This is a genomic window from Enterococcus sp. AAFC-DPL-5182 (assembly GCF_058216605.1).
In genome coordinates this window covers 3,689,591-3,711,947 of sequence record NZ_CM177101.1, presented here as the reverse complement: position 1 = coordinate 3,711,947, position 22,357 = coordinate 3,689,591, and the positions used below count along the sequence as shown (strand labels likewise).

Genomic DNA, 22,357 nt, shown 5'->3' with positions numbered 1-22,357 from the left:
CTTAATAGCAACAACACCCAGTGTGGTGGCGATAGCGAGAAGGATACACCTGTTCCCATGCCGAACACAGAAGTTAAGCTTCTTAGCGCCGATTGTAGTGAAGGGTTTCCCTTTGTGAGAGTAGGACGTCGCCACGCTAAAGTGTTGTCTTGGAGGTTTAGCTCAGCTGGGAGAGCACCTGCCTTACAAGCAGGGGGTCGGCGGTTCGATCCCGTCAACCTCCATTTTTTGAGCCGTTAGCTCAGTTGGTAGAGCATCTGACTTTTAATCAGAGGGTCGCAGGTTCGAGCCCTGCACGGCTCATAGAAATATTTTGCGGGTGTGGCGGAATTGGCAGACGCACTAGATTTAGGATCTAGCGCCTTACGGCGTGGGGGTTCAAGTCCCTTCACCCGCATTTTTAGTCTCGTTTTAATACTAGGCGATTATAACGCCGGCTTAGCTCAGTTGGTAGAGCATCTGATTTGTAATCAGAGGGTCGAGGGTTCAAATCCTTTAGCCGGCATCCAGACTGCGGAAATAGCTCAGTGGTAGAGCACCACCTTGCCAAGGTGGGGGTCGCGGGTTCGAACCCCGTTTTCCGCTTAGCTTGTTCTTTCGCCGGGGTGGCGGAACTGGCAGACGCACAGGACTTAAAATCCTGCGGTGAGTGATCACCGTACCGGTTCGATTCCGGTCCTCGGCATTGCTTTGAAACACTATGAATGGCAATTGTAAAATTGACAGAATAGATGTTAACAAGTACGAAGCAGATGGATACATCTGACTTTGATCCTTGTTTTAGCACCCATAGCTCAACTGGATAGAGTGCTTGACTACGAATCAAGAGGTTAGGGGTTCGACTCCCTTTGGGTGCATACTTTGAATGTTTGACTACGAATTAGAAGGTAGAGAAACTTAGTTCCTTTTAAGCGTTTAGTCTTTTTTTATTATTATAGCTACGGGAAGTAGCTCAGCTTGGTAGAGCACTTGGTTTGGGACCAAGGGGTCGCAGGTTCGAATCCTGTCTTCCCGATTTGATGAACAGAGTGGTCTTCTCTGTTCTTTTTTTGTTTACTTGTTTATCTTTTCTTATCAAATTAGGCATTCTCCTTTATTAAACACTTAAAGTTATGTATAATTAAGGTCAGTATTAGTCAAGGGAAAAGGATGAGTGTGATGAGTAATCAAAATACTTCAGATTTAATAGAAGCATATTTAAAAAAAATTCTTGAAGAAAGTAGTAAGATTGAGATTCGTAGAGCTGAAATGGCTCATTTATTCAATTGTGTTCCCTCCCAGATTAATTATGTGATCAATACGCGTTTTACGATCCAACGAGGTTATTCTGTCGAGAGTAAGCGTGGTGGCGGTGGTTATATTAGGATCGCCAAAGTCCAAATTTCTGATAGTGATCAATTATTAAAACAAATTGCCCAGTTTACGGGTAATGGACTTTCAGAAAAGGATGCACTGATTTTTATACAAAAGTTGTATGAAGAAGAAGTGATTACCAAAAGAGAAGGAAATCTGATGTTGTCTGTTCTTGGGAAACAGGTTTTAGGCAAAGCAGGATCAAATGAAGATTATTTACGTGCTCAATTGATGCATTCATTTTTAGAACGTTTGAGTTACGAGGAGGAATGATAGTATGGACGAATTATTTACAGAAAGTGCCAAGGCAGTACTAGCCATTGCACAAGAAGAAGCAAAGTATTTTAGGCATCAATCCGTGGGCTCAGAACATTTATTATTGGCTTTAGTTTTAGAGCCTAATGGCATTGCTGGAAAATCTTTGCGTCAGTTGAATGCTGATAAAAATGATATCCGTGAAGAAATTGAACACTTAACTGGCTATGGAACAGTTAAAGGTTATCCTAAAGGTGCTTATTTACCCTATTCTCCTCGCGCGAAACAAATCTTTGCGTACGCCGGAGATGAAGCGAAACGTTTAGGGGCACCAAATATTGGAACTGAACATATTTTACTAGGTTTATTAAGAGATGAAGATATATTAGCTTCACGTATTTTATTGAATTTAGGTTTAAGTTTATCCAAAATGCGTCAGTTATTAATGAAAAAAATAGGTATTACTGATCCGCAAATGAGCGGTAATGTAGGACGTCGCCGAAATAATCAAGCTCAAAAAGCAGCACCAAAAGGAACACCGACTTTAGACTCATTAGCACGTGATTTAACGAAATTAGCACGTGAAAATAATCTTGATCCTGTAGTTGGACGTTCACAAGAGGTTAGACGGTTGATTCAAATTCTAAGTCGTCGTACAAAGAATAATCCTGTTTTAGTCGGTGAGCCAGGTGTTGGTAAAACAGCAATTGCTGAAGGATTAGCACAAAAAATCGTGAATGGCGAAGTACCAGAAGATATGTTAGAAAAACGCTTGATGATGTTGGATATGGGAGCGTTAGTTGCTGGGACTAAGTATCGTGGTGAATTTGAAGATCGATTAAAAAAAGTCATTGATGAAATTTATCAAGATGGCGAAGTAATTTTATTTATCGATGAATTGCACACCTTGATCGGTGCAGGTGGTGCGGAAGGTGCTATTGATGCATCGAATATTTTAAAACCAGCCCTTGCAAGAGGGGAACTACAAACAATTGGAGCAACAACATTAGATGAATACCAAAAATATATAGAAAAAGATTCTGCTTTGGAACGCCGTTTTGCTCGTGTACAAGTCGACGAACCGACACCAGAAGAAGCAGAAGAGATTTTAAAAGGTTTGCGTTCACGATATGAAGAACATCATGGCGTAGAAATCACGGATGATGCGTTGCATGCGGCGGTTCAACTATCCGTACGTTACATTAATTCTCGTCAATTACCAGATAAAGCAATCGATTTGATGGATGAGTCTTCAGCTAAAGTTCGTTTAGACTTGGCAGATGAACCTTCGGAAATCAATAACTTACGTATGGAGATTGCTCGCTTAGTTCAAGAGAAAGAAGAAGCGATTCAGTCACAATCCTTTGAAAGTGCGGCAAGACTACGCCAAAAAGAAAAAAAACTGGCTCGTAAATTAGAAAACATTTTATTATTAGAGCAAAAAGAGGCTTCTGGGTATGCAAATCGCGTTACAGAGCAAGATGTTGCTAATGTTGTGTCACAATGGACGGGTGTGCCGTTGCAACAGCTGGAGAAAAAAGAAAGTGAACGTTTACTTGAACTAGAAAGTATCCTACATCATCGAGTAGTTGGTCAAGATGAAGCGGTCCAAGCTGTATCACGCGCTATTCGTAGAGCCCGTAGTGGGTTGAAAGACCCAAATAGACCAATCGGTTCATTTATGTTCTTAGGTCCAACAGGTGTCGGTAAAACAGAACTGGCAAAAACCTTAGCTGAAACAATGTTCGGTAGTGAAGATGCTCTGGTTCGTGTGGATATGTCTGAATTTATGGAAAAATACAGTACTAGCCGTTTGATTGGCTCACCTCCAGGTTATGTGGGCTATGAAGAAGGCGGTCAATTAACTGAAAAAATCCGTCAAAAGCCATACTCTGTCATTTTATTAGATGAAGTAGAAAAGGCTCATCCAGATGTCTTTAATATTCTATTACAGGTATTAGACGATGGTCATTTGACAGATTCTAAAGGACGTAAAGTTGACTTTAGAAATACAATTTTGATCATGACATCAAATATTGGTGCAACAGCGATTCGTGATGAAAAAAATGTTGGTTTCAATGTACAAGATCTAACTAAAGATTACGGTGCGATGCAAAAACGAATCATAGAAGAATTAAAGAAAGCATTTCGTCCAGAGTTTTTGAATCGTGTGGATGAAACAGTTGTTTTCCGTTCATTGGATCAAGAAGAAATTCACGAAATAGTGAAAATCATGAGTAAATCAATTGTTCAACGCTTAAGAGAACAAGATGTCAATGTGAAGATCACGGCAGCTGCTATTGAAGTCATCGGAAAAGTTGGTTTTGATCCAGAATATGGGGCACGACCAATTCGTAGAGCACTACAAAAAGAGGTGGAGGATCGACTAAGTGAAGCATTGCTTTCTGGTCAAATCCATCTTGGAGACAAGGTAACCATTGGTGCAAGCAAAGGGAAAATAACATTGAATGTTAAATCACCTAAACCCGAACAAGTTTTACAAACAATTTAACAAAAAAATCTTTAATTCGCTGTGCAAAACGAATCTGTTTTGCACAGTTTTTTTCTTTAAGAAAAGCAAATTGCAACATTGAATTTGTGAAAAATGTACATTAAAATAAAGAGAGACTATTGGAAAGTTTGTGAACCTATGCTACTATAAAACAGTTGTTAGAAGACTGTTGGAAAAAGTAAAAAACATAACTTTTTAAATAATTTATTCGAAAAATGGACACTTGTTCAGCTTTTAAAGGAGGATATAAAATGATTGAACTTATTGCGACTGCTGAATCTGTCGAACAAGCGGAGGCATTGTTAGCAGTCGGGGTAGACACTTTATACATTGGGGAGGAGATGTTTGGTTTACGATTACCAACATCGTTTTCTCGTGAGGAACAGCGAATCATCACTGAAAAAGCGCACAATACTGGTAAAAAAGTAACTGTAGCGTTAAATGGGATTATGCATCCAGAAAAGATGAAAAAGGTTCCAGAATATTTAACATTTTTAAAAGAAATAAACGTAGATCAGGTAACGGTCGGTGATCCTGGAGTTGTGTTTGTGATGCAACGAGATGGAATCGATATTCCCTACATTTATGATGGAGAAACATTAGTAACTAGTTCTCGTCAGATCAATTTCTGGGCGAAGCGTGGATCGGTTGGCGCGGTCTTGGCTCGTGAAGTTCCTTTTGAAGAGATGAAAGCGATGAAGGAAAACTTGATGGTTCCAGCTGAAGTTCTTGTATATGGTGCCACATGTATCCATCAATCCAAACGCCCTTTACTACAAAATTACTACAATTTCACTAAAAATGATGAGTCTGCCAGCAAAGAACGAGGTTTGTTTATATCGGAACCTAAAAAAGAAGAAACGCACTATTCGATTTATGAAGATAGCCATGGCACTCATATTTTTGCGGACAATGATGTAAACCTAGTTGGTGAATTGGACAAACTTCATGAACATAATTACACAAAGTGGAAACTTGATGGGATTTATGCTCCGGGAGAAAATTTTGTAGAAGTTGCTAAGCTATTTGTAAATGCGAAAGAAAAAATCGAAGCGGGTCTTTGGTCGAGCGAGCAGGCTTGTAAAGCAATTGAACAAATCGAAGTGCTTCACCCAGAAAATCGTGGTTTAGATATCGGATTCTTTGATTTGGATCCAGACGAGATAAAATAAGGAGAAAAAAACACATGACAAACGAACGAACATTGAAGCGTCCTGAGGTCTTAGCACCAGCAGGGACGCTAGAAAAACTAAAAACAGCTATTCATTACGGTGCAGATGCGGTATATATTGGCGGAAATGCTTATGGTTTACGCAGCCGAGCAGGTAATTTTACAAAAGAAGATATGATCGAAGGCGTAGCATTCGCTAACGAACATGGTGCAAAAGTTTATGTGGCAGCAAATATGGTTACTCATGAAGGAAACCAAGAAGGAGCAGGAGACTTTTTTAGAGAAATACGTGATGTCGGTATTTCTGCAGTAATCGTATCTGATCCAGCCTTGATTGAAATTTGTGCAGCGGAAGCACCAGGCTTGCCAATCCACTTGTCCACACAAGCTTCAGCTACGAATTATGAAACATTAGAGTTTTGGAAAAATGAAGGACTGGAACGGGTTGTTTTGGCGCGTGAAGTATCTATGGATGAAGTAGCTGAAATTCGTAAAAATACGGATGTTGAGATTGAAGCGTTTATTCATGGAGCGATGTGTATTTCTTATTCAGGTAGATGCACGTTGTCTAATCATATGTCTATGCGTGATGCAAACCGCGGTGGCTGTTCTCAATCTTGCCGTTGGAAATATGAGCTTTATGACATGCCTTTTGGTGCTGAGCGTACAAGTTTAACCGATAAAGGTGAAGTGGAAGAAGAATTTTCAATGAGTGCGGTGGATATGGCGATGATCCAGCATATTCCTGAACTGATTCAAAATGGTGTAGATAGTTTTAAAATCGAAGGCCGTATGAAATCAATCCACTACGTATCAACTGTAGCGAATGTGTATAAAAAAGCAGTAGATACTTATATGGAAGATCCGGAAAATTATGAATGTAAACAAGAATGGATCGATGAGCTTTGGAAAGTTGCTCAAAGAGAACTTTCAACTGGTTTTTATTATCATGTACCGACTGATGAAGAACAATTATTCGGAGAACGCCGCAAGATTCCTCAATATAAATTTATTGGAGAAGTCATGGCGTATGATGCTGAGACAAAAGTTGCAACGATTCGTCAGAGAAACCATTTCAGTGTCGGCGATGAAATTGAATTTTATGGTCCTGGGTTCAATCACTTCCATCAAACGGTAGAAGTTATGTATAATGAAGAGAACGAGTCGATCGATCGAGCACCAAATCCAATGATGATTTTAACGATGCCGGTCGTAGAACCAGTAGCAGTTGGCGATATGATTCGTAAGAAGAAATAAATAAATTAAGTGAGGGATTGGCTGTTACGGCTTGTCCCTTTCATTGCAGAGAGGATAGGTAAACAATGGCAAAACAATATGATTATATCGTAATTGGCGGTGGAAGCGGCGGAATTGCTTCTGCTAATCGCGCAGGTATGTATGGTGCTAAGGTTTTATTAATCGAAGCAGGTGACATCGGCGGAACATGCGTCAATGTTGGTTGTGTACCTAAAAAAGTGATGTGGCAAGCAAGTTCAATGATGGAAATGATGAAGCGTGATACAGAAGGATATGGTTTTGACGTAGATGTAAAAGATTTCAGCTTTAAAAAGCTTGTTCAAAATCGTGAAGCCTACATTGATAATTTACATGCGGCGTATCATCGTGGATTAGATAGTAATAAAGTAGAAGTTTTATCTGAATATGCAACATTTGTTGATGATCATACAATCAAAGCGGGAGCTGAAACATATACAGCGCCCAATATCTTGATTGCCACTGGCGGTCGTCCTAAAAAGTTAGGGATTCCTGGTGAAGAATATGCAATAGATTCTAATGGTTTTTTTGCCTTAGAAGAACTGCCAAAACGAGTAGTGTTTGTGGGAGCAGGTTATATAGCAGCTGAACTTGCTGGAACGGTCCATGGTTTGGGTGCTGAAACGCATTGGGCATTTAGAAAAGAGCGACCGTTACGGGAATTCGACGAGATGCTTTCTGAAAAAGTGGTTGAGCACTATCTTGAAGATGGGATGCACATTTATCCTCATTCAACACCTCGTTCAATTGAGAAGTTTGAATCTGGAGAATTGATGATTACCTTTGAAAATGGGACTAAAATCACAGCTGATAGCATTGTATTTGGTACAGGACGTCAACCGAATACAGATACGCTAGGTTTAGAGAATACACATATTGAGTTGACAGATAAAGGCTATGTAAAAGTCGACAAATTCCAAAATACGACCCAATCAGGTGTATATGCCGTTGGAGATGTCATTGGTAAAATCGATTTAACACCTGTTGCTATTGCGGCAGGAAGAAGATTATCAGAACGTTTATTTAATGGGAAAGAAAATGAATACTTAGATTATGAAACGATTCCGACCGTTGTCTTTACTCATCCACCGATTGCGACAGTTGGTTTAACTGAAATCGAGGCAGAAGAAAAATACGGTGATGAAAATATCAAAATCTATCAATCCACTTTTACGCCGATGTATTTTGCGCTAGGAGAGTATCGCCAAAAATGTGATATGAAACTAGTTTGTGTGGGTGAAGAGGAAAAAATCGTTGGGTTGCACGGAATAGGTTTAGGTGTGGATGAAATGCTGCAAGGTTTTGCAGTAGCTATTAAAATGGGGGCGACGAAAAAAGATTTTGATAATACAGTCGCAATTCACCCAACAGGTTCAGAAGAATTTGTAACGATGAGATAAGGAAAAGGACAAGGCGGAAAAAATCGTCTTGTCCTTTTTCTCTTAATTTGTTCTTGCAAGAATTGCTTGTGTAATAGTTAAGAGTTTACCCCTAGCATCAGCTGATGTATCAGGTAACTTAGTGATGCCTTTTAATGCTTGTTGTGTATATTTTTCTGCAAGTTTTTGTGCCTTAGCAACACCGTCAAATGAATGAACCAGTTCGTAGATTTTATTGGTTTCAGCATCAGTCAATGCTTCCCCTTTTTCTAGATAGGGAAGTAAAACTTCTTTTCCTTCTTCCAAAGCGTATAGTAAAGGAAGCGAATAAACACCTTGACGGACATCTTCCAACACAGGTTTACCAATTTGTTCAGGACTTTGCGTATAGTCTAAAACGTCATCAATAATTTGAAAAGCAATACCAATGTTTTCTCCGATCTTTCCGCAATTTTTAGCAAATCGTTCCGAAGTTCCACTTTCGTAAGCCCCAACAAAACAACTTAGTGAAAATAGCTCAGCAGTTTTACCAGAAATGTTTTCAAGGTATTGATCGATCGTCATTTCAAGGTTATAGCGATTGTCCATTTGCCCTAATTCACCGCTTAGTATTTTTTCCATGCTTCGGGAATTTAACTGGATGCTCTTTAAAGAAGAAGAGTAGTCAGCCAACAATTTGAAACAACTGACAAATAGATAATCACCAGCGTAAACGGCTGTGCTATTACCAAATTGAGACCGAATAGTTGGTAAGCCGCGTCTTATATCTGCATCATCTACAATATCATCATGAATCAATGTTGCAGTATGCAGTAATTCAATCGCAGCAGCAAGAGCAACTGTTTTTTTCGACTCTCTATTTTCTCCAAATTGAGAAAATAGAAGTTGATAAGCTGGTCGAAGCAATTTTCCACCAGAATGAATCATCGACATAACCGCGTTTTCGACTTCTTTGTTTTTCAAATTAACACTATTTTCCATCAGCTTTAGTGTGCTATTTAATTCTTTTGCTAGTTCAGGATATTTTTTCCACATTGGGTGAATGTTCATAAAATGACTCCTTTGATTGTACTCGATCAGACTAAGATGTTATTGGAAATATTGACTCCATTTATGCTTGGTTGTTGATTCGTAATTCAATTGAAATTGCCGTAAGGTTTGAACATGGCGAAGTAAGTAGTTGGCCGCAATACCTATGGCAATCCCAGATAATAAGCCGATAAATGAAAGAAACGGTAGATAAAGCATCGGAGCCCACGATTGCGCGAAGAAACAAGTGGTCAATAGCTGCCCAACGTTATGCAAAAATCCACCCGCAGCACTAATACCGATAATGCTGACACGTTTTGGTCCTAATTGCATGATGAGCAACATACCAAAATAACTAAGTAGAGCGCCACTAGCGCTGTAAAAGAAGGTCGAGATCGTTCCACCAAGTAAGGTCGTCAAAATTAGACGCATGCAAACTAAAAAGAAACTGTCTCTTTTTCGCATTGTGAAAATAGCAATGATCGTAATCAAGTTAGCCAGTCCAAGCTTTGCCCCAGGGGCGAAAGCAAAGGGATAAGGAATCATATTTTCAATCAAACCAATGATCACACCCTGAGCGACTAACATGGAAATATAGATGTTTTTTTGTAATTTACTCATAAAATGTTGGCAATGTTTAGTATATCAAACTGCCATCCTCACTCCCGTCAGAAGCTTCAACTGTGATGAATAAATTATGGGGCAAACACGCAATCGGTGTTTCTCCTGCTTTAGATATCCAGCCTCGTTGTACGCAAATTTGATCTCCGCAATTTGTTTCTGCCATACGGATTTTATCTCCACTAACTTCAATCACATTGTAATCACCATCAGCGGCTTCGTATCTGTATGTATAAGTAGGGCCATCTTTTTTTAAGTCGAAGACCTTGATGACTTCACCGTCTACTTTTAGTACTGCCTGTTTTGTGGCATCATCTTGTGCCGTGTTTTGTATGCCAAAAACAACAAGGGGCAAGAAAGAACTGATTGTTAGAAGTAAAATAATGACAATATCCCAAGGACGTATATAACTTTTTTGAATAAATTCTTTAAAATCCAACTCTTTCCTCTCCTTTGTCGTTTTTAGTTTAATATATTCTATCATAATGAGAAAAGAAAGTTCTAGGAGTAAACCTAGAACTCTCTTAGATTTTTGCTATAAAAGTATTTATTTACTGCCGTATCTAGATTTAGGTGTACCATACCACCATTTACCTAATGTACGTTGTACCCAAGGGATGACCCAGCGGTCTAAACCAAGTGAACGTCCAGAGCCATTCATCAAAGCAAAGGCTACAAAGATAAACCAAATATTTACCCAGTAGAACATGCCTGATAGACAAAAGGCAATTGTTAAACCAATTGTTGCGGCACTACTTAACCAAGTGAATAATCCAGCGATCAATGCTAAAGCAATCAAGACCTCAACGATTGTCATGAATTTTTGCATGAATAAAGCAACTTCTTGGTTAGGCATCATGAATTTCATAACACTTTCAAACCATTTAGGCATGTGATCGAACACTTGCATTGGTTCTTCACCATATGCATAGCTTAAACCAAATTGAGCAGCTTTAGCTGTTGTTTCAGTTGCCTCAGCACCGCCACCTGCGGCAGATGCACCAGTCGTTACTTGTTCTTGTAACCAAGGGAATGGGAAAGCGACTTTATCAGTAAACCATGAACCATCACCAAACCAAGTGCTTGGTTTCAAGTAATCGCCAGTTCCGACAATTTTCTTCATTGATTCAACTAGCCAAACCATACCATAGAATACACGTAATGGAACGCTCCATAAAACATTACCATAACGAGAAGAATGTCCGCGTGTTACGTTGCGGTCGTCTTTAATATGGAAGAATTCGTGCATAATATATTGGAACATGTAGTAACCAGAACGGATATCAAAGAAATATTTCAAGTTAACGATGTGTTTCATAATGATTGCTAAGAAACCGCTAAGGTGAATTTTATCAAATAAGTTCGCCACACCCCATTTAGAGCCGACAGAAACCATGAATCCTTGATAATTTCCTTTGAATTTGTGTTTTTCGCTGCCTTTGATGTCAGCTACGATATTAGCAGCGGCTGTGTGACCAGTTTGTTCAGCTGCTTGAACGATTTGCGGAGTTGGTGTTTCAGGGAATTCTTCGTAATACACCAAGTCACCAACGATATAAATGTTTTTGTCTTCATATCCTTTGGCTTGCATAAATTCGTTTGCGATCAAACGATTTCCACGAGCTGATTCTAAACCGAAGTCCGCAGCATCAGAAGTTGCTTTAACACCGGCAGTCCAGATCAATGTGTGTGTTGGAACTGTAGAACCATCTTTTAATTTAATATGATCTGCAGCGACTTCAACGATTGGTGCGTTAAGCAACAATTTTACATTTTTCTTCTCTAAATAACGTTCAGCTTTGGCTGCGTCATTACGAGATAACATGTTTAAGATTGTCGGCATTGCTTCAACGACCATTAATGTAAATTCATTAGGATCAAGTTTGAAGTCTTTAGCTAGACGATCTTTCCAGTCGATCAGTTCGCCGACCATTTCGATACCAGTAAATCCTGAACCACAGACAACAAATGTTAGCATTGCTTTACGAACTTCTGGATCTGGTTCGATTGCTGCTTTTTCAACTGTTTCCAAGATATGTTCACGAATTTTCAGAGAGTTTTCAAAAGACCATAGAGTAAATCCATGTTCCTTAACTCCAGGAGTACCAAAGTCATTTGGCTCGCCACCCATACCGATGATCAATTGGTCAAATTCATAAGAACCTAACTTCGTTTGAACGACTTTTTTGTCTTTATCGATACCAGTTACAGTGTCTGTTACAAGAGTAACGTTCTTTTTACGTGAGAATAAACGTTGCAAATCGTATTGGATCGCAGAAGGTTCAACACGTCCTCCAGCTACTTCGTGCAACTCAGTCATCATGGTGTGGTAAGAATGACGATCAATTAAAGTAATCTCAACGTCAGAATCTTTTTTCAATTTTTTTGCTAAAAATTTAGTAGCTGAAACTCCAGCATAACCAGCTCCCACAACGACAATTTTTTGCTTTGTCATTGATAATCCGCTCCTTAAAAAAATAAAATAGAAAATGATAATAATTACACAATCGATTTCATTATATAGCGATATTCGGGTTTTGTCTAATAACAATTCTTAAATATAGGAAATAAATTTTTATTATTAAAAAAGTGTGAAAAACGGGTAAATTTTTGTCTTTCTTTTATAACTTTAATTGACATAATTGAAATTTTCTATAGAATGTAAATTATATCACAAACTTAATTTGTGGAACGTTTAAGAAAAGGAAATGGTGAACAAAATGAAAATGAATAAAATTGTAAAGGGCTTCACAGCTATCGCACTATCATCTCTTTTATTAGCAGCATGTGGATCAGATCAAAAGAAAGAAACAGCAAAATCATCTGATTCAAGTACTGCAACATCAAAAACAGCTGATTCTTCTACAGTAGCAGAAAAAGAAGCTGGTGGCGATTTACAAGATGGTACGTATAAATTAGAAGAAAAGAACGAATCTAACGGTTACCGTGCAACATTTGAAATGACTGTTAAAGATGGCAAAATCACTGAATCTAAATATGACAATATCAACGCTGATGGCAAATCTAAAAAAGATGACGCTGACTACAACAAAAACATGAAAGACAAATCAGGCGTAGGTCCAGCTGAATACATTAAAGAATTAAACGATTCTTTTGTTAAAGCTCAAAGCGCTGACGGTGTAGAAGTAGTAACTGGTGCGACTCACTCTAGTGAATCATTCCAAAACTATGCACAACAATTGATCCAAGCAGCTCAAGCAGGAGATACTAAAACAATCGAAATCGACAATGGTGCTGACCTTAAAGATGGTACGTATTCATTGAAAGAAAAAAATAATTCAAATGGCTACCACACTGAATTTTCAATCGTTGTGAAAGATGGCAAAGTAACAGAATCTAAATACGATAACGTAAATGATGAAGGCAAATCTAAAAAAGATGATGCTGACTACAACAAAAGCATGAAAGACAAATCAGGCGTAGGCCCAGCAGAATACATCAAAACGTTAAACGAAGAATTAGTAAAAACAATGGGTGAAGAAGGCAAATCAGCTGCAGACGTTGAAGTTGTAACAGGCGCAACTCACAGCTCTCATTCATTCGTAATGTATGCTGAACAATTGATCAATGCTGCTGAAAAAGGCAACACTGATGAAATCGTTGTAGACAACATTGTAATGAAAAAATAATTTTTCACACAAGTGAACGAACAAATATATACGTGGCAGAATTCAGATATCGCTCTGAATTCTGCTTTTATTTTTATCAAAATACATAAATGACAGATAGAAAATCCTTCCCATTCACGAAAAAAAGAGCTACTATAAATAAGACAATTTTCTATTTAGAAAGAGGGATATGATGAAGAACAAAAAAACACTAATCACTGTAGCAATAGCATTATTATTGGTTGTTTTGGCAGGATGTAATTCGAAAGACGCGCAGTCAAAAATCAATAAAGAACCTTATTCAGATCAGCAATCATTGTTAGGAACGTATGTACAAGTAAGAATTTACGATGATGGTAAAGAAGAAGTGTTAAAAAAAGCTTTTGATCGGGTAAAAGAGCTAGGCGCTAAAATCACGGTTAATGAAAAAGGGTCTGAGATAGATGAGATCAATGAACAAGCTGGAATCAAACCAGTTAAAGTTTCCGATGATATTTACCCATTATTAAAACGAGCATATGAATATAGTGAAGATTCTTCTGGCGGTTTTGACATGGCTATTGGGCCGATCACGCAATTATGGCATATAGGATTTGATGATGCCCGTAAACCTTCACAAGAAGAGATCGATCAAGCATTAAAATTAGTTGATTATCACAAAGTGAAGTTAAATGATGAAGACAAAACAGTCTACCTTGAAGAAAAAGGTATGGAGCTAGATTTAGGTGCGATTGCTAAAGGGTTTATCACAGATGAGGTCGTGAAAGTCTTAAAAGATAATGGTGTCACGACCGCTATCGTGGATTTAGGCGGGAACGTTTATGTTCTTGGACATAGCCCTCGAGGGAAAGATATGGACTGGAATGTTGGTATTCAAGATCCTAATAAAGCACGAAATACAGTGATCGGAACAGTTCAAGAAAGCAATAAAACATTAGTTACTTCTGGAATCTATGAACGTTTCTTAGAAGTAGAGGGTAAAAATTATCATCATCTATTTGATCCAAAAACGGGCTATCCTTTTGATAATGATATTGCTGGAGTGACTGTGATCACGAATAAATCAATTGATGGTGATGGTCTATCAACAGCAGTATTTTCTATGGGTGTCAAAAAAGGGCTAGAATATGCTGAAGGTCTAAAAGATGTCGATGTGATTTTTGTTACAAAAGAAGATGAAGTATTTGTAAGTAAAGATATTGAAAAAGTGTTTGAGTTAGGAAAAGATTCAGGTTACACCATGGGTAATCGTAAAGACCTGAAATAAGGAGAACGGATATGACGTTGAAAGTGTTTTTGCAAGTTGTGGAAATCCAGACAAAATTAGCAAGTCTATTTCCTTTTGCAGTTGGGGTGTTATTTTCTATTGCTTATTTTAATCAGTTTCAATTAGGGTATACAGTGTTGTTTTTTGTTGGTATGGTCGTGTTTGACATGGCGACGACAGCAATCAATAATTATATGGATTTTAAGAAAGCAAAGTCTGAAGTATATAAATATGAAGAAAACATTATTGGGAGCTCGGGAATTGCCCCAGTTCTTGTGCGAAATATGATCTTTGGAATGATTACTTTTTCTGCTTTGATCGGTATTTTTCTAACAATTAAAACTGGTTGGTTATTTTTAGTGATGGGCGGCGTATGTTGCTTCATTGGTATTTTTTACACGTTTGGTCCAATCCCATTGTCGCGGATGCCTTTAGGTGAAGTGTTCAGTGGGTTTACTATGGGACTTGGGATCTTTGCGATGACGATTTATTTAAATGTTCAAGAGAGCCGTCCATTTTACCTGTTGCTTGATTGGAGTCGTGGAACATTTGCTTTGACTGGGAGTTTGTGGGCAGTAGTTGCAATTATTTGGGCTTCATTGCCGATGGTGTTTACAATTGCGAATATTATGTTGGCAAATAATTTGAGGGATCTGGATACAGATATTGAGAATCATCGGTATACATTGGTTTATTACATTGGTAGAAAGCAGGGTGTGATCTTGTTTCAACTATTGATGTTGGCGTGTTATGCCGTTGTATTGATCGGTTTACCGTTTGGTGTATATCGTTGGCCGATTTTAGTCGTATTCTTATCATTGCCAATTGTTTGGAAGAACCTTCAGCTGTTCAAAAAAGAATTGCCACATCCTAAAAGCTTTGGTTATTCGATAAAAAATTTGATAGCCTTTAACGGTAGCTATTTAGTCGGTTTATTTCTGACAATTGTTTTAGAGAAATTATAAAAAAAGAAGGAAGCAGTAACCAACAACGACTCTGCTTCCTTCTTTTTTTTGCGATCTATTTTAACAACCCTTTTTCATAAATTAACCTTTATTCTTTTTACTTTTAATGAAAAGAAATAGTATAGCTAATAAAATAATGGCAATACCAGCAATTGAATAGTAAACAGTTTTCTTTTCCCCTGTATTCGGAAATAACCCTTTTTTCTTTTCTTCTTTTTTCTCAGAAGATGATTCTGTATTTTTGACTTGTTTAGAAGAATCAGCTGTTTCTGAAGTTCCAGCAAATGCTTTATCAGTCAACGTGTAGATTGGTGAATAGTCCCCTGATTCAGGATTGAATGCAGAGAAACTATAGTTGTCTTGGTAAGGAAGAGTGAAGAAACCGTCTGCATCAGTGGTAGTCGAATGACTTGGATCTATTAATGAATAAAGCTCTTTGATCGTTGCGGCAGTTAGACCTAGTCGGCTATCTACACTATAACCAATAATAGATAAGTCGTTTATTGAACCGCTATCAGTAGACAGTACCCTTCCTTTAACTTCATTGTTTTCTTTGCTGTAAGAAATAAATTGGATATCATAGGTTGGAGCAGCTTTGATTACAGTGTAACCCATCTCTAAGGTAACTTTTTGTTTATCCCCTTGACCTTCTTCTAAAGGATAAATCATGAAGCTGACTTTTACTTTATTTTTCCCTACTTTTTCTGTGGAAGGTTCTTCCAAAAGCTTGAGCTCTCTAAATGCAGCACCGTGAGATGAAGCATCATCATGCAACATTTCTGCGGTAACTTTTTCTCCTTGAGAAACTACGAGTGTTGAATCGACAAAATCCCCATAAGCAATTTGGTTCGTGCTAGATGATTCTGTGGAACTTGAGTCTATTGTAGAAGAAAAGCTACTTTCCTCTATTTTTGTATCCCTATTTTGTGTTGATTCTACAACGGATGAACTTTCAACGTTTGAATTCTCCGTTGTGGATGTGTTTTCTTCTGCTACTGCTGTGTTTGGAAGAATCAAAGCTAAAGTAACCAAACAAAAAACCATTTTTTTCATAAATACTCTCCTTTTTCGTAACATTCGTATTGATAGCGATATAAATGTAACATAAATGAAATATAAGTAGAATACTTGTGAGGTTAGATTCTTTTTTTCTTAAGGAATTCTTAATATTTTTCGTTTGTTTAGCAAGCTAAATCGTTGATTTTATTTTACTTAAACTGATTTCTCCAGAAGAAAGGATTTTTTCCGTTTTATCTGGTAGTTGAACAACTAATTCGCCATGATTATTGATTGCGATGGCGGTTCCCTCATAATCAATGCCTGTTTGAGTAAATGAAACAGTCTTCCCAAGTACAAAGGATTTGTTGCGGTATTCTTCTAGGAATGTTTGTTCAGGTAGCTTATTCAATATGCTGTAGAATTGATTCCAAATCGCCCCGATCAGTTCGTTTCGTGTAATCGTAGGTTCTTTTTCTGAAAATAAAGAGGTTGCTTTTTCTCTTAACTCTTCTGGAAATTCATTTTGTTTTAATGAAAAATTGATTCCCATACCAATAATGACATTTGAAATTTGTCCAGATTCAACATCGCTCATTGCTTCTGAGAGAATACCACAGACTTTTTTGCCGTTGATATAGATGTCATTGACCCATTTGATTTCGGTGTTTACATTGGCAAGGTCATCCATAGCGCGAGCAATCGCTACAGCCATGATCACTGTGTATTGTGCCATTTCTTCAAAGTTTTGATTGGGTCTTAACAACATACTCATATAGATACCGCTACCAGCTTTTGAGAAGAATGGTCGACCGAACCGTCCTTTAGGAGCTTCTTGAGTATTCGCTACGATCAATGTATTATCTGGATCACCGTTGATTGCCGCAAGTTTAGCATCTTTCATAGTAGATTCTGAAGAATTTAACACGGTGATGGAAAGCTTTGGTGTTTTAGAATCTAGTGCTAAATGGATTCCTTCTGCAGATAAGACGTCTGACTTATCGTAGCAGTAGCCTTTATTCCGGCTACTCGAAATAGTGTGGCCTTCTTTCTTTAATTCATTGATTGCTTTCCAAATGGCAGTTCGAGATAAAGAAAGTTGTTGGGCCATGTCTTCTCCTGAGATAAATTTTGGCGCTTGTTTCATTAATAGGGTTAACACCTGACTTTTAGTAGACATATACTTCGCTCCTTTATAGTAGTTTCATTGTATCTGATGGGAGGAAGGTGGGTCAACCGCGATAGGCCTAAAAGAGGAGGAAAAAATCCTTCTTAGGATGTATGATTTCTCTTTGAAAGCTTGCTATACTTACATGACAGGAACGAAGGACAATGTGTTTGATTGTTCATCGAATAGAGAGTTTATAGAGATGGAGTGGGTAAGGATGGAAAAGCAGCAATATGTTTGTGATAAGTGTGGGAATGAACATTATGTTTCCGATCAGTTTCAAGCAACAGGGGGAAACTTTGCGAAAATATTTGATGTGCAAAATAAAAAATTTATTACGGTCAGTTGTACAAGATGCGGCTTTACGGAACTATACCGTGGGCAAACATCAGACGGCTGGAATGTTTTAGACTTTTTAATGGGTGGTTAATAACCACCATAGGAACAAAAAAGGAACCCAATTACATTGTGCAATTGGGTTCCTTTTTTTATTTAAACTAATAATAATTGATCATCTTTTAATTCAGTGCCGCTATTTTTATGGAACATGTCCATCAATTCATTTACAGTCAAATCTTTTTTCTGCTCAGCAGGCACATCTACCACGACTTGTCCTTGATGAAGCATGATCAAACGGTTGCCATAACGAATAGCATCTTCCATGTCATGTGTGACCATAAATGCTGTCAGGTTTTGCTCTTGAATCAATTTTTCAGTCAGTTCCATAACTGTGATCGAGGTTTTAGGGTCAAGTGCTGCAGTATGTTCATCCAACAATATCAATTCTGGACGAATCAACGTTGCCATCAGTAAGGTGATTGCTTGACGTTGACCGCCAGATAATAAGCCGATTTCTGCACCTAAACGATTTTCGAGTCCTAAATTTAAACTAGCTAACTGTTCTTTAAAAAAAGTACGATCCGCTTTGCGAACGCCGTTGCCTAAACCACGTTTTTTACCACGTTTCATTGCAAGCGCCATATTTTCCTCCACAGTCAAACGAACGGCAGTCCCCATTTTAGGATCTTGGAAAACACGGCTGATCTGTTTGGAGCGAGCGACAACGCGCTGTTTAGTGATGTCTTTGCCGTTTAAAGCTAATTGGCCTTCTTCAATCGGTAAAGTACCTGCGATACTGTTTAATAACGTCGATTTACCAGCGCCATTTCCACCTATGATCGTAATGAATTCCCCTTGATTGATTGTTAAATCAATCCCTTTTAATACGTGATTTTCATTGACTGTTCCACGTTCAAAATATTGGTGTAAGTTTTTGATTGTTAATACAGGCTCCATTAATTTGCGCCTCCTTTACGTTTTCCGAGTTTAGAAAGTCCTAATTTTTTTTGTATCAATGGTGAAGATAAACAAATAACTAGAATGATCGCGGAGAATAGTTTCAAGTCTGCTGGATCAACACGTAATTCTAAAACGCAAGCTAGTATGAAGCGGTACAAAATAGCACCGATCACAATCGTAATCAAACGCAGACCTAATGATTTGTTTTTAAAGAGAACTTCTGCAATGATGATCGAAGCAAGGCCGATAACGATGGTTCCAATTCCTGAGTTTAAATCCGCAAAGTTATTATTTTGTACAAGCAAAGCGCCAGCCAACGCAATACAACCATTTGAAAGCATATAGCCGATGATCTTCATATTGTCTGTTTTGATTCCGTTAGCCTCACTCATATCGATATTATCGCCCGTTGCACGAGTGGCTAAGCCGATTTCAGTTTTGAAGAATAGAACGAGCAAGACGATAACTAAAAGCACGATGATCAAACCGACAACGATGGCACTGTTGATTTTCGTTAAGCCTAATGACTGAGCATGAGAGAAAATTGAATCTGTACCAATCAATGAAATATTTGGAGCGCCCATGATTCGTGAGTTGATACTATAAAGTCCAGTCATAGTAATGATTCCTGCTAATAAAGCGGGGATTTTTAATTTTGTGTGTAAAAGCCCTGAAACAAGTCCCGCTAGCATACCAGCGATAAAAGCAATGATCAATGCAACAATTGGTGCTATCATATAATGAAGGTCAAATAAAGACTGGATCGGTGCAGGCCAAGTCGTTGGATCTTTCGCTAAAATAACCGCTGCGACAGCTCCGCCTAAAGGGAAACTTCCTTCGGTAGTTAAATCGGCAATGTCTAAAATCCGGTAAGTCAGAAAGACTCCGATGGCTAATAAGGACCATAAAAGACCTTGAGAGGTTGAGGAAAGTAATATGTCTAACAATAAAATCAGCTTCTTTCAATAATTTTTATGTATAGGTTGGGACAGGAATGCTTAATCCCGAGAAATAAAAAGGAATTGCTTCTGCTCCCACCGTTTATCTTGATTTCACGTGAGTGGGATATGACACGAAGAGTTATGTCCCACTCACAAAATTCAATTAAGGTGCTTTGATAGTATCTGGATCAATATCCAAGGCTTTTGCCATGTCTTTATTTACGAACAGTTCTAAGTCTTTGGCTTTTTCAACAGGCATGTCAGCTGGTTTTGCTTCACCTTTTAGAATTTTCGCCGCCATGACACCTGTTTGTTTACCAAGTGATTTATAATCGATCCCGACTGTTGCTAATCCGCCTTCTTCTACTTGCTCGATCGAACCAGCGATAACAGGGATTTTATGTTCTTTGGCTACTTCGCCGATGACAGCTGCAGCCGAAGCAAATGTGTTGTCTGTTGGAATGTAAATTGCATCGACGTCTTTTGCTAAGCTAGTTGTTACTTGCTGTACGTCATTGGTTGAGTTAGCAGTTAAAACTTTTGACTTGATTCCAGCATCTTTTAAAGCTTTTTCTGCCATGTCTGCTTGTATTTTAGAATTTGCTTCACCTGCGTTATACATAATTCCGACAGTTTTTGCCTCTGGTACGATGTTCAACAATAAGGCGATTTGTTTGTCGATTGGGACGATATCTGTAGTTCCAGTTACATTTCCGCCAGGTTTTTCATCTGATTTTACTAATTTAGCGCTGACTAAGTCGGTAACTGCTGTGACTAGGATCGGAATATCTGTTGTTTCGTTTAATAGTGATTGTGCAGCAGGTGTGGCAATGCCTAAAAGTAGATCTGGTTTTTCTTTGACTAATTTTTCACTCATGCTTTTTAATTGAGCTTGATCATTTTGGGCATTACTGTATTCAATCGTTAAATTGTCGCCTTCTTTAAAACCATTTTCGGCTAAACCTTCTTTGAACCCTTCAAATGCAGCATCTAATGAGCCGTGTTCAACGGGTTGTAAAACACCGATTTTTTTATTATCACTATTTGCACCGCTGTCCGTTTTTTTTCCATTTCCACATGCTCCGAGAGCCAATAATGCTACGGCCGATATGATACTTAGTCCTACTAGTTTCTTTTTCATTCTGATTCCTCCAGTTTTAGTTGATGTTGATAAAACAAAAAATCCATTCAGACAATATGCCTAAATGGATTGATAAAAGTCGTAGGTAAACACTTCTTTATTCGCCACTTAGGATTGTCTACGTGGCTGTTTGTTCAATACAAAGCGCTCTAGCCATCATAGATACAAAAACAGGTTTTTGCTGTTTGTACCCACGATTGCATGAATACAAAACTATCTAAAGTAGCTAAAGTAAGCTTTATTCAGTTGTGCGTTGATTGAGTGTGTCATAAAAATCCCTCCGCAAATTGAATTGTGTTTAGTATAAAGGAAAAGTAAGCCATATGTCAACAGATTATTTTAAATTTTCTGAACATTCGTATAAAGGATGTGATTTTGTGAATTTTTTAAATTAATCGTAATAGTACCCATTGAAATAGATATCTTTGTGAATTTAAACGATTTCATGCTACTATTTAATTGAATAAATAGTAAATAATTAGGAGGATGTATATGATTTCGAAAAAATTGATTACATTAGGAACATTAGCAGCAACAGTATTGGTGTTAGGTGCATGTAACAGTGATAATAAAGCTTCTAAAGACAGTTCGTCTGATAGCAAAACAGAAACATCAATGAGTTCAAGTGTGGATGCAGTAAGTGGTGCGTCAATCAGTGATAAACCAGAAGTAATCGAAAAAGCATTAAGTAAAGATGGAAATTGGATCGTTGCAGCAACAGCAGATCTGACGTTTGATAAAGATGTGACCGTTGCAGGTGAGTTTCATGATAAAGGTGAAAAATCTGGCGATATTTATAGAAAACTAGCATTATACGCGCAAGATTCAGATAAAAAAGTGACAGCTGAGTATACAGTAACGGTTCCTAAACTAATTGTTGAAACAGAAAACTTTAATATCGTTAACGGAACTGTTAAAGGAGATATCTTAGTTAAAGCGAATGGTTTTGTCTTAAATGGAACAAAAGTTGAAGGTAACGTAATGTTTGAAAAAGAAGAATATAAAACTTCTGCTACTTTAGACAAAGAAGGCGCTGAAATTACTGGAGAAACTACGGTTCAGTAAGATAAAATAATAGAATCTGTGAAAAAGACACTTGAGTTTTTATCGAGTGTCTTTTTTTGTGAATAAAATAGTATTTTAAACTCTCAGAAACCCTTGACTTTTACTATAGAAGGAAGTACAATATATAGATGCAAAAACTATCTGAAAAATGACAAAGCAGGAGCGAAATATTGTCCGTTCCGGTTTTTAATAGGGAAACAAAAGTAGAGACGCACGAGAAATTTTCAAGAGCACATTCTATTTTTGGTTTTTTTTTGCCTAAAAACTGCAAAAAATGCTCAATATTACAAA

At 37.8% G+C, this 22,357-nt stretch carries 19 protein-coding genes, 8 tRNA genes and 1 rRNA gene; 19 read left to right on the top strand and 9 right to left on the bottom strand.

Going from position 1 to position 22,357, the window contains the following annotated elements; genetic code table 11:
• Positions 1 to 21 precede the first annotated feature (21 nt).
• The 14 genes from rrf to gor all read left to right on the top strand — a co-directional run bounded on the left by rrf (position 22) and on the right by gor (position 7,966).
• Positions 22 to 137, top strand: a 5S ribosomal RNA gene (gene rrf, locus AC4BB7_RS17440).
• A 14-nt stretch (positions 138 to 151) separates the two neighbouring features.
• Positions 152 to 224: transfer RNA gene (locus AC4BB7_RS17435), tRNA-Val, on the top strand.
• Positions 225 to 230: 6 nt separating this feature from the next.
• Positions 231 to 303, top strand: a tRNA-Lys gene (locus AC4BB7_RS17430).
• A 12-nt stretch (positions 304 to 315) separates the two neighbouring features.
• Positions 316 to 397: transfer RNA gene (locus tag AC4BB7_RS17425), tRNA-Leu, on the top strand.
• Positions 398 to 432: 35 nt separating this feature from the next.
• A tRNA-Thr gene (locus AC4BB7_RS17420) sits at positions 433 to 505 on the top strand.
• Positions 506 to 513: 8 nt separating this feature from the next.
• Positions 514 to 585, top strand: a tRNA-Gly gene (locus AC4BB7_RS17415).
• Positions 586 to 599: 14 nt separating this feature from the next.
• A tRNA-Leu gene (locus tag AC4BB7_RS17410) sits at positions 600 to 685 on the top strand.
• Positions 686 to 783: 98 nt separating this feature from the next.
• A tRNA-Arg gene (locus AC4BB7_RS17405) sits at positions 784 to 857 on the top strand.
• A gap of 84 nt (positions 858 to 941) precedes the next feature.
• A tRNA-Pro gene (locus tag AC4BB7_RS17400) sits at positions 942 to 1,015 on the top strand.
• Positions 1,016 to 1,158: 143 nt separating this feature from the next.
• Positions 1,159 to 1,626: a CtsR family transcriptional regulator gene (locus tag AC4BB7_RS17395; protein ID WP_086314697.1), complete on the top strand. Its 468-nt coding sequence runs from the start codon at positions 1,159 to 1,161 to the stop codon at positions 1,624 to 1,626.
• Between the two features lie 4 nt (positions 1,627 to 1,630).
• Positions 1,631 to 4,120 (top strand): ATP-dependent Clp protease ATP-binding subunit, encoded by a 2,490-nt coding sequence (locus tag AC4BB7_RS17390; protein ID WP_490483910.1) that lies wholly within the window; start codon positions 1,631 to 1,633, stop codon positions 4,118 to 4,120.
• 251 nt (positions 4,121 to 4,371) lie between these two features.
• Positions 4,372 to 5,292, top strand: a complete 921-nt coding sequence (locus AC4BB7_RS17385) for a peptidase U32 family protein (protein ID WP_490483909.1) — start codon at positions 4,372 to 4,374, stop codon at positions 5,290 to 5,292.
• Positions 5,293 to 5,306: 14 nt separating this feature from the next.
• Complete coding sequence (locus tag AC4BB7_RS17380) at positions 5,307 to 6,548, top strand: peptidase U32 family protein (protein WP_086314694.1); 1,242 nt, start codon at positions 5,307 to 5,309, stop codon at positions 6,546 to 6,548.
• Positions 6,549 to 6,613: 65 nt separating this feature from the next.
• Positions 6,614 to 7,966 (top strand): glutathione-disulfide reductase, encoded by a 1,353-nt coding sequence (gene gor / locus AC4BB7_RS17375; RefSeq protein ID WP_490483908.1) that lies wholly within the window; start codon positions 6,614 to 6,616, stop codon positions 7,964 to 7,966.
• 42 nt (positions 7,967 to 8,008) lie between these two features.
• Here the strand turns inward: gor and AC4BB7_RS17370 are convergent, their stop codons facing one another.
• The 4 genes from AC4BB7_RS17370 to AC4BB7_RS17355 all read right to left on the bottom strand — a co-directional run bounded on the left by AC4BB7_RS17370 (position 8,009) and on the right by AC4BB7_RS17355 (position 12,050).
• Entirely contained in the window at positions 8,009 to 8,995 is a 987-nt protein-coding gene (locus tag AC4BB7_RS17370) for a polyprenyl synthetase family protein (protein WP_490483907.1), read from the bottom strand.
• 39 nt (positions 8,996 to 9,034) lie between these two features.
• Positions 9,035 to 9,595 carry a Gx transporter family protein gene (locus AC4BB7_RS17365; protein ID WP_086314691.1) on the bottom strand — a complete coding sequence of 187 codons (561 nt, stop codon included), beginning with the start codon at positions 9,593 to 9,595 and terminating at the stop codon, positions 9,035 to 9,037.
• A 16-nt stretch (positions 9,596 to 9,611) separates the two neighbouring features.
• Positions 9,612 to 10,034, bottom strand: coding sequence for a NusG domain II-containing protein (locus AC4BB7_RS17360; protein WP_490483906.1), 423 nt, complete (start codon positions 10,032 to 10,034; stop codon positions 9,612 to 9,614).
• A gap of 108 nt (positions 10,035 to 10,142) precedes the next feature.
• Positions 10,143 to 12,050: an FAD-dependent oxidoreductase gene (locus tag AC4BB7_RS17355; RefSeq protein WP_490483905.1), complete on the bottom strand. Its 1,908-nt coding sequence runs from the start codon at positions 12,048 to 12,050 to the stop codon at positions 10,143 to 10,145.
• A 265-nt stretch (positions 12,051 to 12,315) separates the two neighbouring features.
• Here AC4BB7_RS17355 and pplA point away from each other — a divergent pair, with 265 nt between their 5' ends.
• The 3 genes from pplA to menA all read left to right on the top strand — a co-directional run bounded on the left by pplA (position 12,316) and on the right by menA (position 15,456).
• Positions 12,316 to 13,245: an extracellular electron transfer flavoprotein PplA gene (gene pplA / locus AC4BB7_RS17350; RefSeq protein ID WP_490483904.1), complete on the top strand. Its 930-nt coding sequence runs from the start codon at positions 12,316 to 12,318 to the stop codon at positions 13,243 to 13,245.
• Between the two features lie 172 nt (positions 13,246 to 13,417).
• Positions 13,418 to 14,491 carry an FAD:protein FMN transferase gene (locus AC4BB7_RS17345; RefSeq protein ID WP_086314687.1) on the top strand — a complete coding sequence of 358 codons (1,074 nt, stop codon included), beginning with the start codon at positions 13,418 to 13,420 and terminating at the stop codon, positions 14,489 to 14,491.
• A gap of 11 nt (positions 14,492 to 14,502) precedes the next feature.
• A complete protein-coding gene (gene menA, locus AC4BB7_RS17340; RefSeq protein WP_490483903.1) occupies positions 14,503 to 15,456 on the top strand; it encodes a 1,4-dihydroxy-2-naphthoate polyprenyltransferase in 954 nt (317 codons plus the stop codon).
• Between the two features lie 81 nt (positions 15,457 to 15,537).
• On the opposite strand, the gene AC4BB7_RS17335 is transcribed toward menA, so the two are convergent.
• Together AC4BB7_RS17335 and AC4BB7_RS17330 are read right to left on the bottom strand one after the other, a co-directional pair.
• Positions 15,538 to 16,509 (bottom strand): LPXTG cell wall anchor domain-containing protein, encoded by a 972-nt coding sequence (locus tag AC4BB7_RS17335; RefSeq protein WP_490483902.1) that lies wholly within the window; start codon positions 16,507 to 16,509, stop codon positions 15,538 to 15,540.
• A gap of 136 nt (positions 16,510 to 16,645) precedes the next feature.
• A complete protein-coding gene (locus AC4BB7_RS17330) occupies positions 16,646 to 17,632 on the bottom strand; it encodes a biotin--[acetyl-CoA-carboxylase] ligase (RefSeq protein ID WP_490483901.1) in 987 nt (328 codons plus the stop codon).
• Between the two features lie 205 nt (positions 17,633 to 17,837).
• Here AC4BB7_RS17330 and AC4BB7_RS17325 point away from each other — a divergent pair, with 205 nt between their 5' ends.
• Positions 17,838 to 18,050 (top strand): zinc ribbon domain-containing protein, encoded by a 213-nt coding sequence (locus tag AC4BB7_RS17325; RefSeq protein ID WP_086315695.1) that lies wholly within the window; start codon positions 17,838 to 17,840, stop codon positions 18,048 to 18,050.
• 62 nt (positions 18,051 to 18,112) lie between these two features.
• On the opposite strand, the gene AC4BB7_RS17320 is transcribed toward AC4BB7_RS17325, so the two are convergent.
• From AC4BB7_RS17320 to AC4BB7_RS17310, 3 genes are all read right to left on the bottom strand, one after another.
• Positions 18,113 to 18,916, bottom strand: a complete 804-nt coding sequence (locus tag AC4BB7_RS17320) for an ABC transporter ATP-binding protein (protein ID WP_010771951.1) — start codon at positions 18,914 to 18,916, stop codon at positions 18,113 to 18,115.
• Positions 18,916 to 19,866 (bottom strand): ABC transporter permease, encoded by a 951-nt coding sequence (locus AC4BB7_RS17315; RefSeq protein ID WP_086314683.1) that lies wholly within the window; start codon positions 19,864 to 19,866, stop codon positions 18,916 to 18,918. The genes AC4BB7_RS17320 and AC4BB7_RS17315 overlap by 1 nt, the downstream gene beginning before the upstream one ends.
• Before the next feature lie 157 nt (positions 19,867 to 20,023).
• On the bottom strand, positions 20,024 to 21,001 hold the full coding sequence (locus tag AC4BB7_RS17310) for an ABC transporter substrate-binding protein (protein ID WP_490483900.1): 978 nt from the start codon (positions 20,999 to 21,001) through the stop codon (positions 20,024 to 20,026).
• A gap of 492 nt (positions 21,002 to 21,493) precedes the next feature.
• On the opposite strand from AC4BB7_RS17310, the gene AC4BB7_RS17305 reads away from it, so the two are divergent.
• Positions 21,494 to 22,066, top strand: a complete 573-nt coding sequence (locus AC4BB7_RS17305) for a hypothetical protein (protein WP_086314681.1) — start codon at positions 21,494 to 21,496, stop codon at positions 22,064 to 22,066.
• Positions 22,067 to 22,357 lie beyond the last annotated feature (291 nt).

What these genes read in the sequence shown, in the direction of transcription:
- AC4BB7_RS17395 (WP_086314697.1), top strand. Translation starts at nt 1,159, where the DNA reads ATGAGTAATCAAAATACTTCAGATTTAATAGAAGCATATTTAAAAAAA.
- AC4BB7_RS17390 (WP_490483910.1), top strand. Translation starts at nt 1,631, where the DNA reads ATGGACGAATTATTTACAGAAAGTGCCAAGGCAGTACTAGCCATTGCA.
- AC4BB7_RS17385 (WP_490483909.1), top strand. Translation starts at nt 4,372, where the DNA reads ATGATTGAACTTATTGCGACTGCTGAATCTGTCGAACAAGCGGAGGCA.
- AC4BB7_RS17380 (WP_086314694.1), top strand. Translation starts at nt 5,307, where the DNA reads ATGACAAACGAACGAACATTGAAGCGTCCTGAGGTCTTAGCACCAGCA.
- gor (WP_490483908.1), top strand. Translation starts at nt 6,614, where the DNA reads ATGGCAAAACAATATGATTATATCGTAATTGGCGGTGGAAGCGGCGGA.
- AC4BB7_RS17370 (WP_490483907.1), bottom strand. Translation starts at nt 8,995, where the DNA reads ATGAACATTCACCCAATGTGGAAAAAATATCCTGAACTAGCAAAAGAA.
- AC4BB7_RS17365 (WP_086314691.1), bottom strand. Translation starts at nt 9,595, where the DNA reads ATGAGTAAATTACAAAAAAACATCTATATTTCCATGTTAGTCGCTCAG.
- AC4BB7_RS17355 (WP_490483905.1), bottom strand. Translation starts at nt 12,050, where the DNA reads ATGACAAAGCAAAAAATTGTCGTTGTGGGAGCTGGTTATGCTGGAGTT.
- pplA (WP_490483904.1), top strand. Translation starts at nt 12,316, where the DNA reads ATGAAAATGAATAAAATTGTAAAGGGCTTCACAGCTATCGCACTATCA.
- AC4BB7_RS17345 (WP_086314687.1), top strand. Translation starts at nt 13,418, where the DNA reads ATGAAGAACAAAAAAACACTAATCACTGTAGCAATAGCATTATTATTG.
- menA (WP_490483903.1), top strand. Translation starts at nt 14,503, where the DNA reads ATGACGTTGAAAGTGTTTTTGCAAGTTGTGGAAATCCAGACAAAATTA.
- AC4BB7_RS17335 (WP_490483902.1), bottom strand. Translation starts at nt 16,509, where the DNA reads ATGAAAAAAATGGTTTTTTGTTTGGTTACTTTAGCTTTGATTCTTCCA.
- AC4BB7_RS17330 (WP_490483901.1), bottom strand. Translation starts at nt 17,632, where the DNA reads ATGTCTACTAAAAGTCAGGTGTTAACCCTATTAATGAAACAAGCGCCA.
- AC4BB7_RS17325 (WP_086315695.1), top strand. Translation starts at nt 17,838, where the DNA reads ATGGAAAAGCAGCAATATGTTTGTGATAAGTGTGGGAATGAACATTAT.
- AC4BB7_RS17320 (WP_010771951.1), bottom strand. Translation starts at nt 18,916, where the DNA reads ATGGAGCCTGTATTAACAATCAAAAACTTACACCAATATTTTGAACGT.
- AC4BB7_RS17310 (WP_490483900.1), bottom strand. Translation starts at nt 21,001, where the DNA reads ATGAAAAAGAAACTAGTAGGACTAAGTATCATATCGGCCGTAGCATTA.
- AC4BB7_RS17305 (WP_086314681.1), top strand. Translation starts at nt 21,494, where the DNA reads ATGATTTCGAAAAAATTGATTACATTAGGAACATTAGCAGCAACAGTA.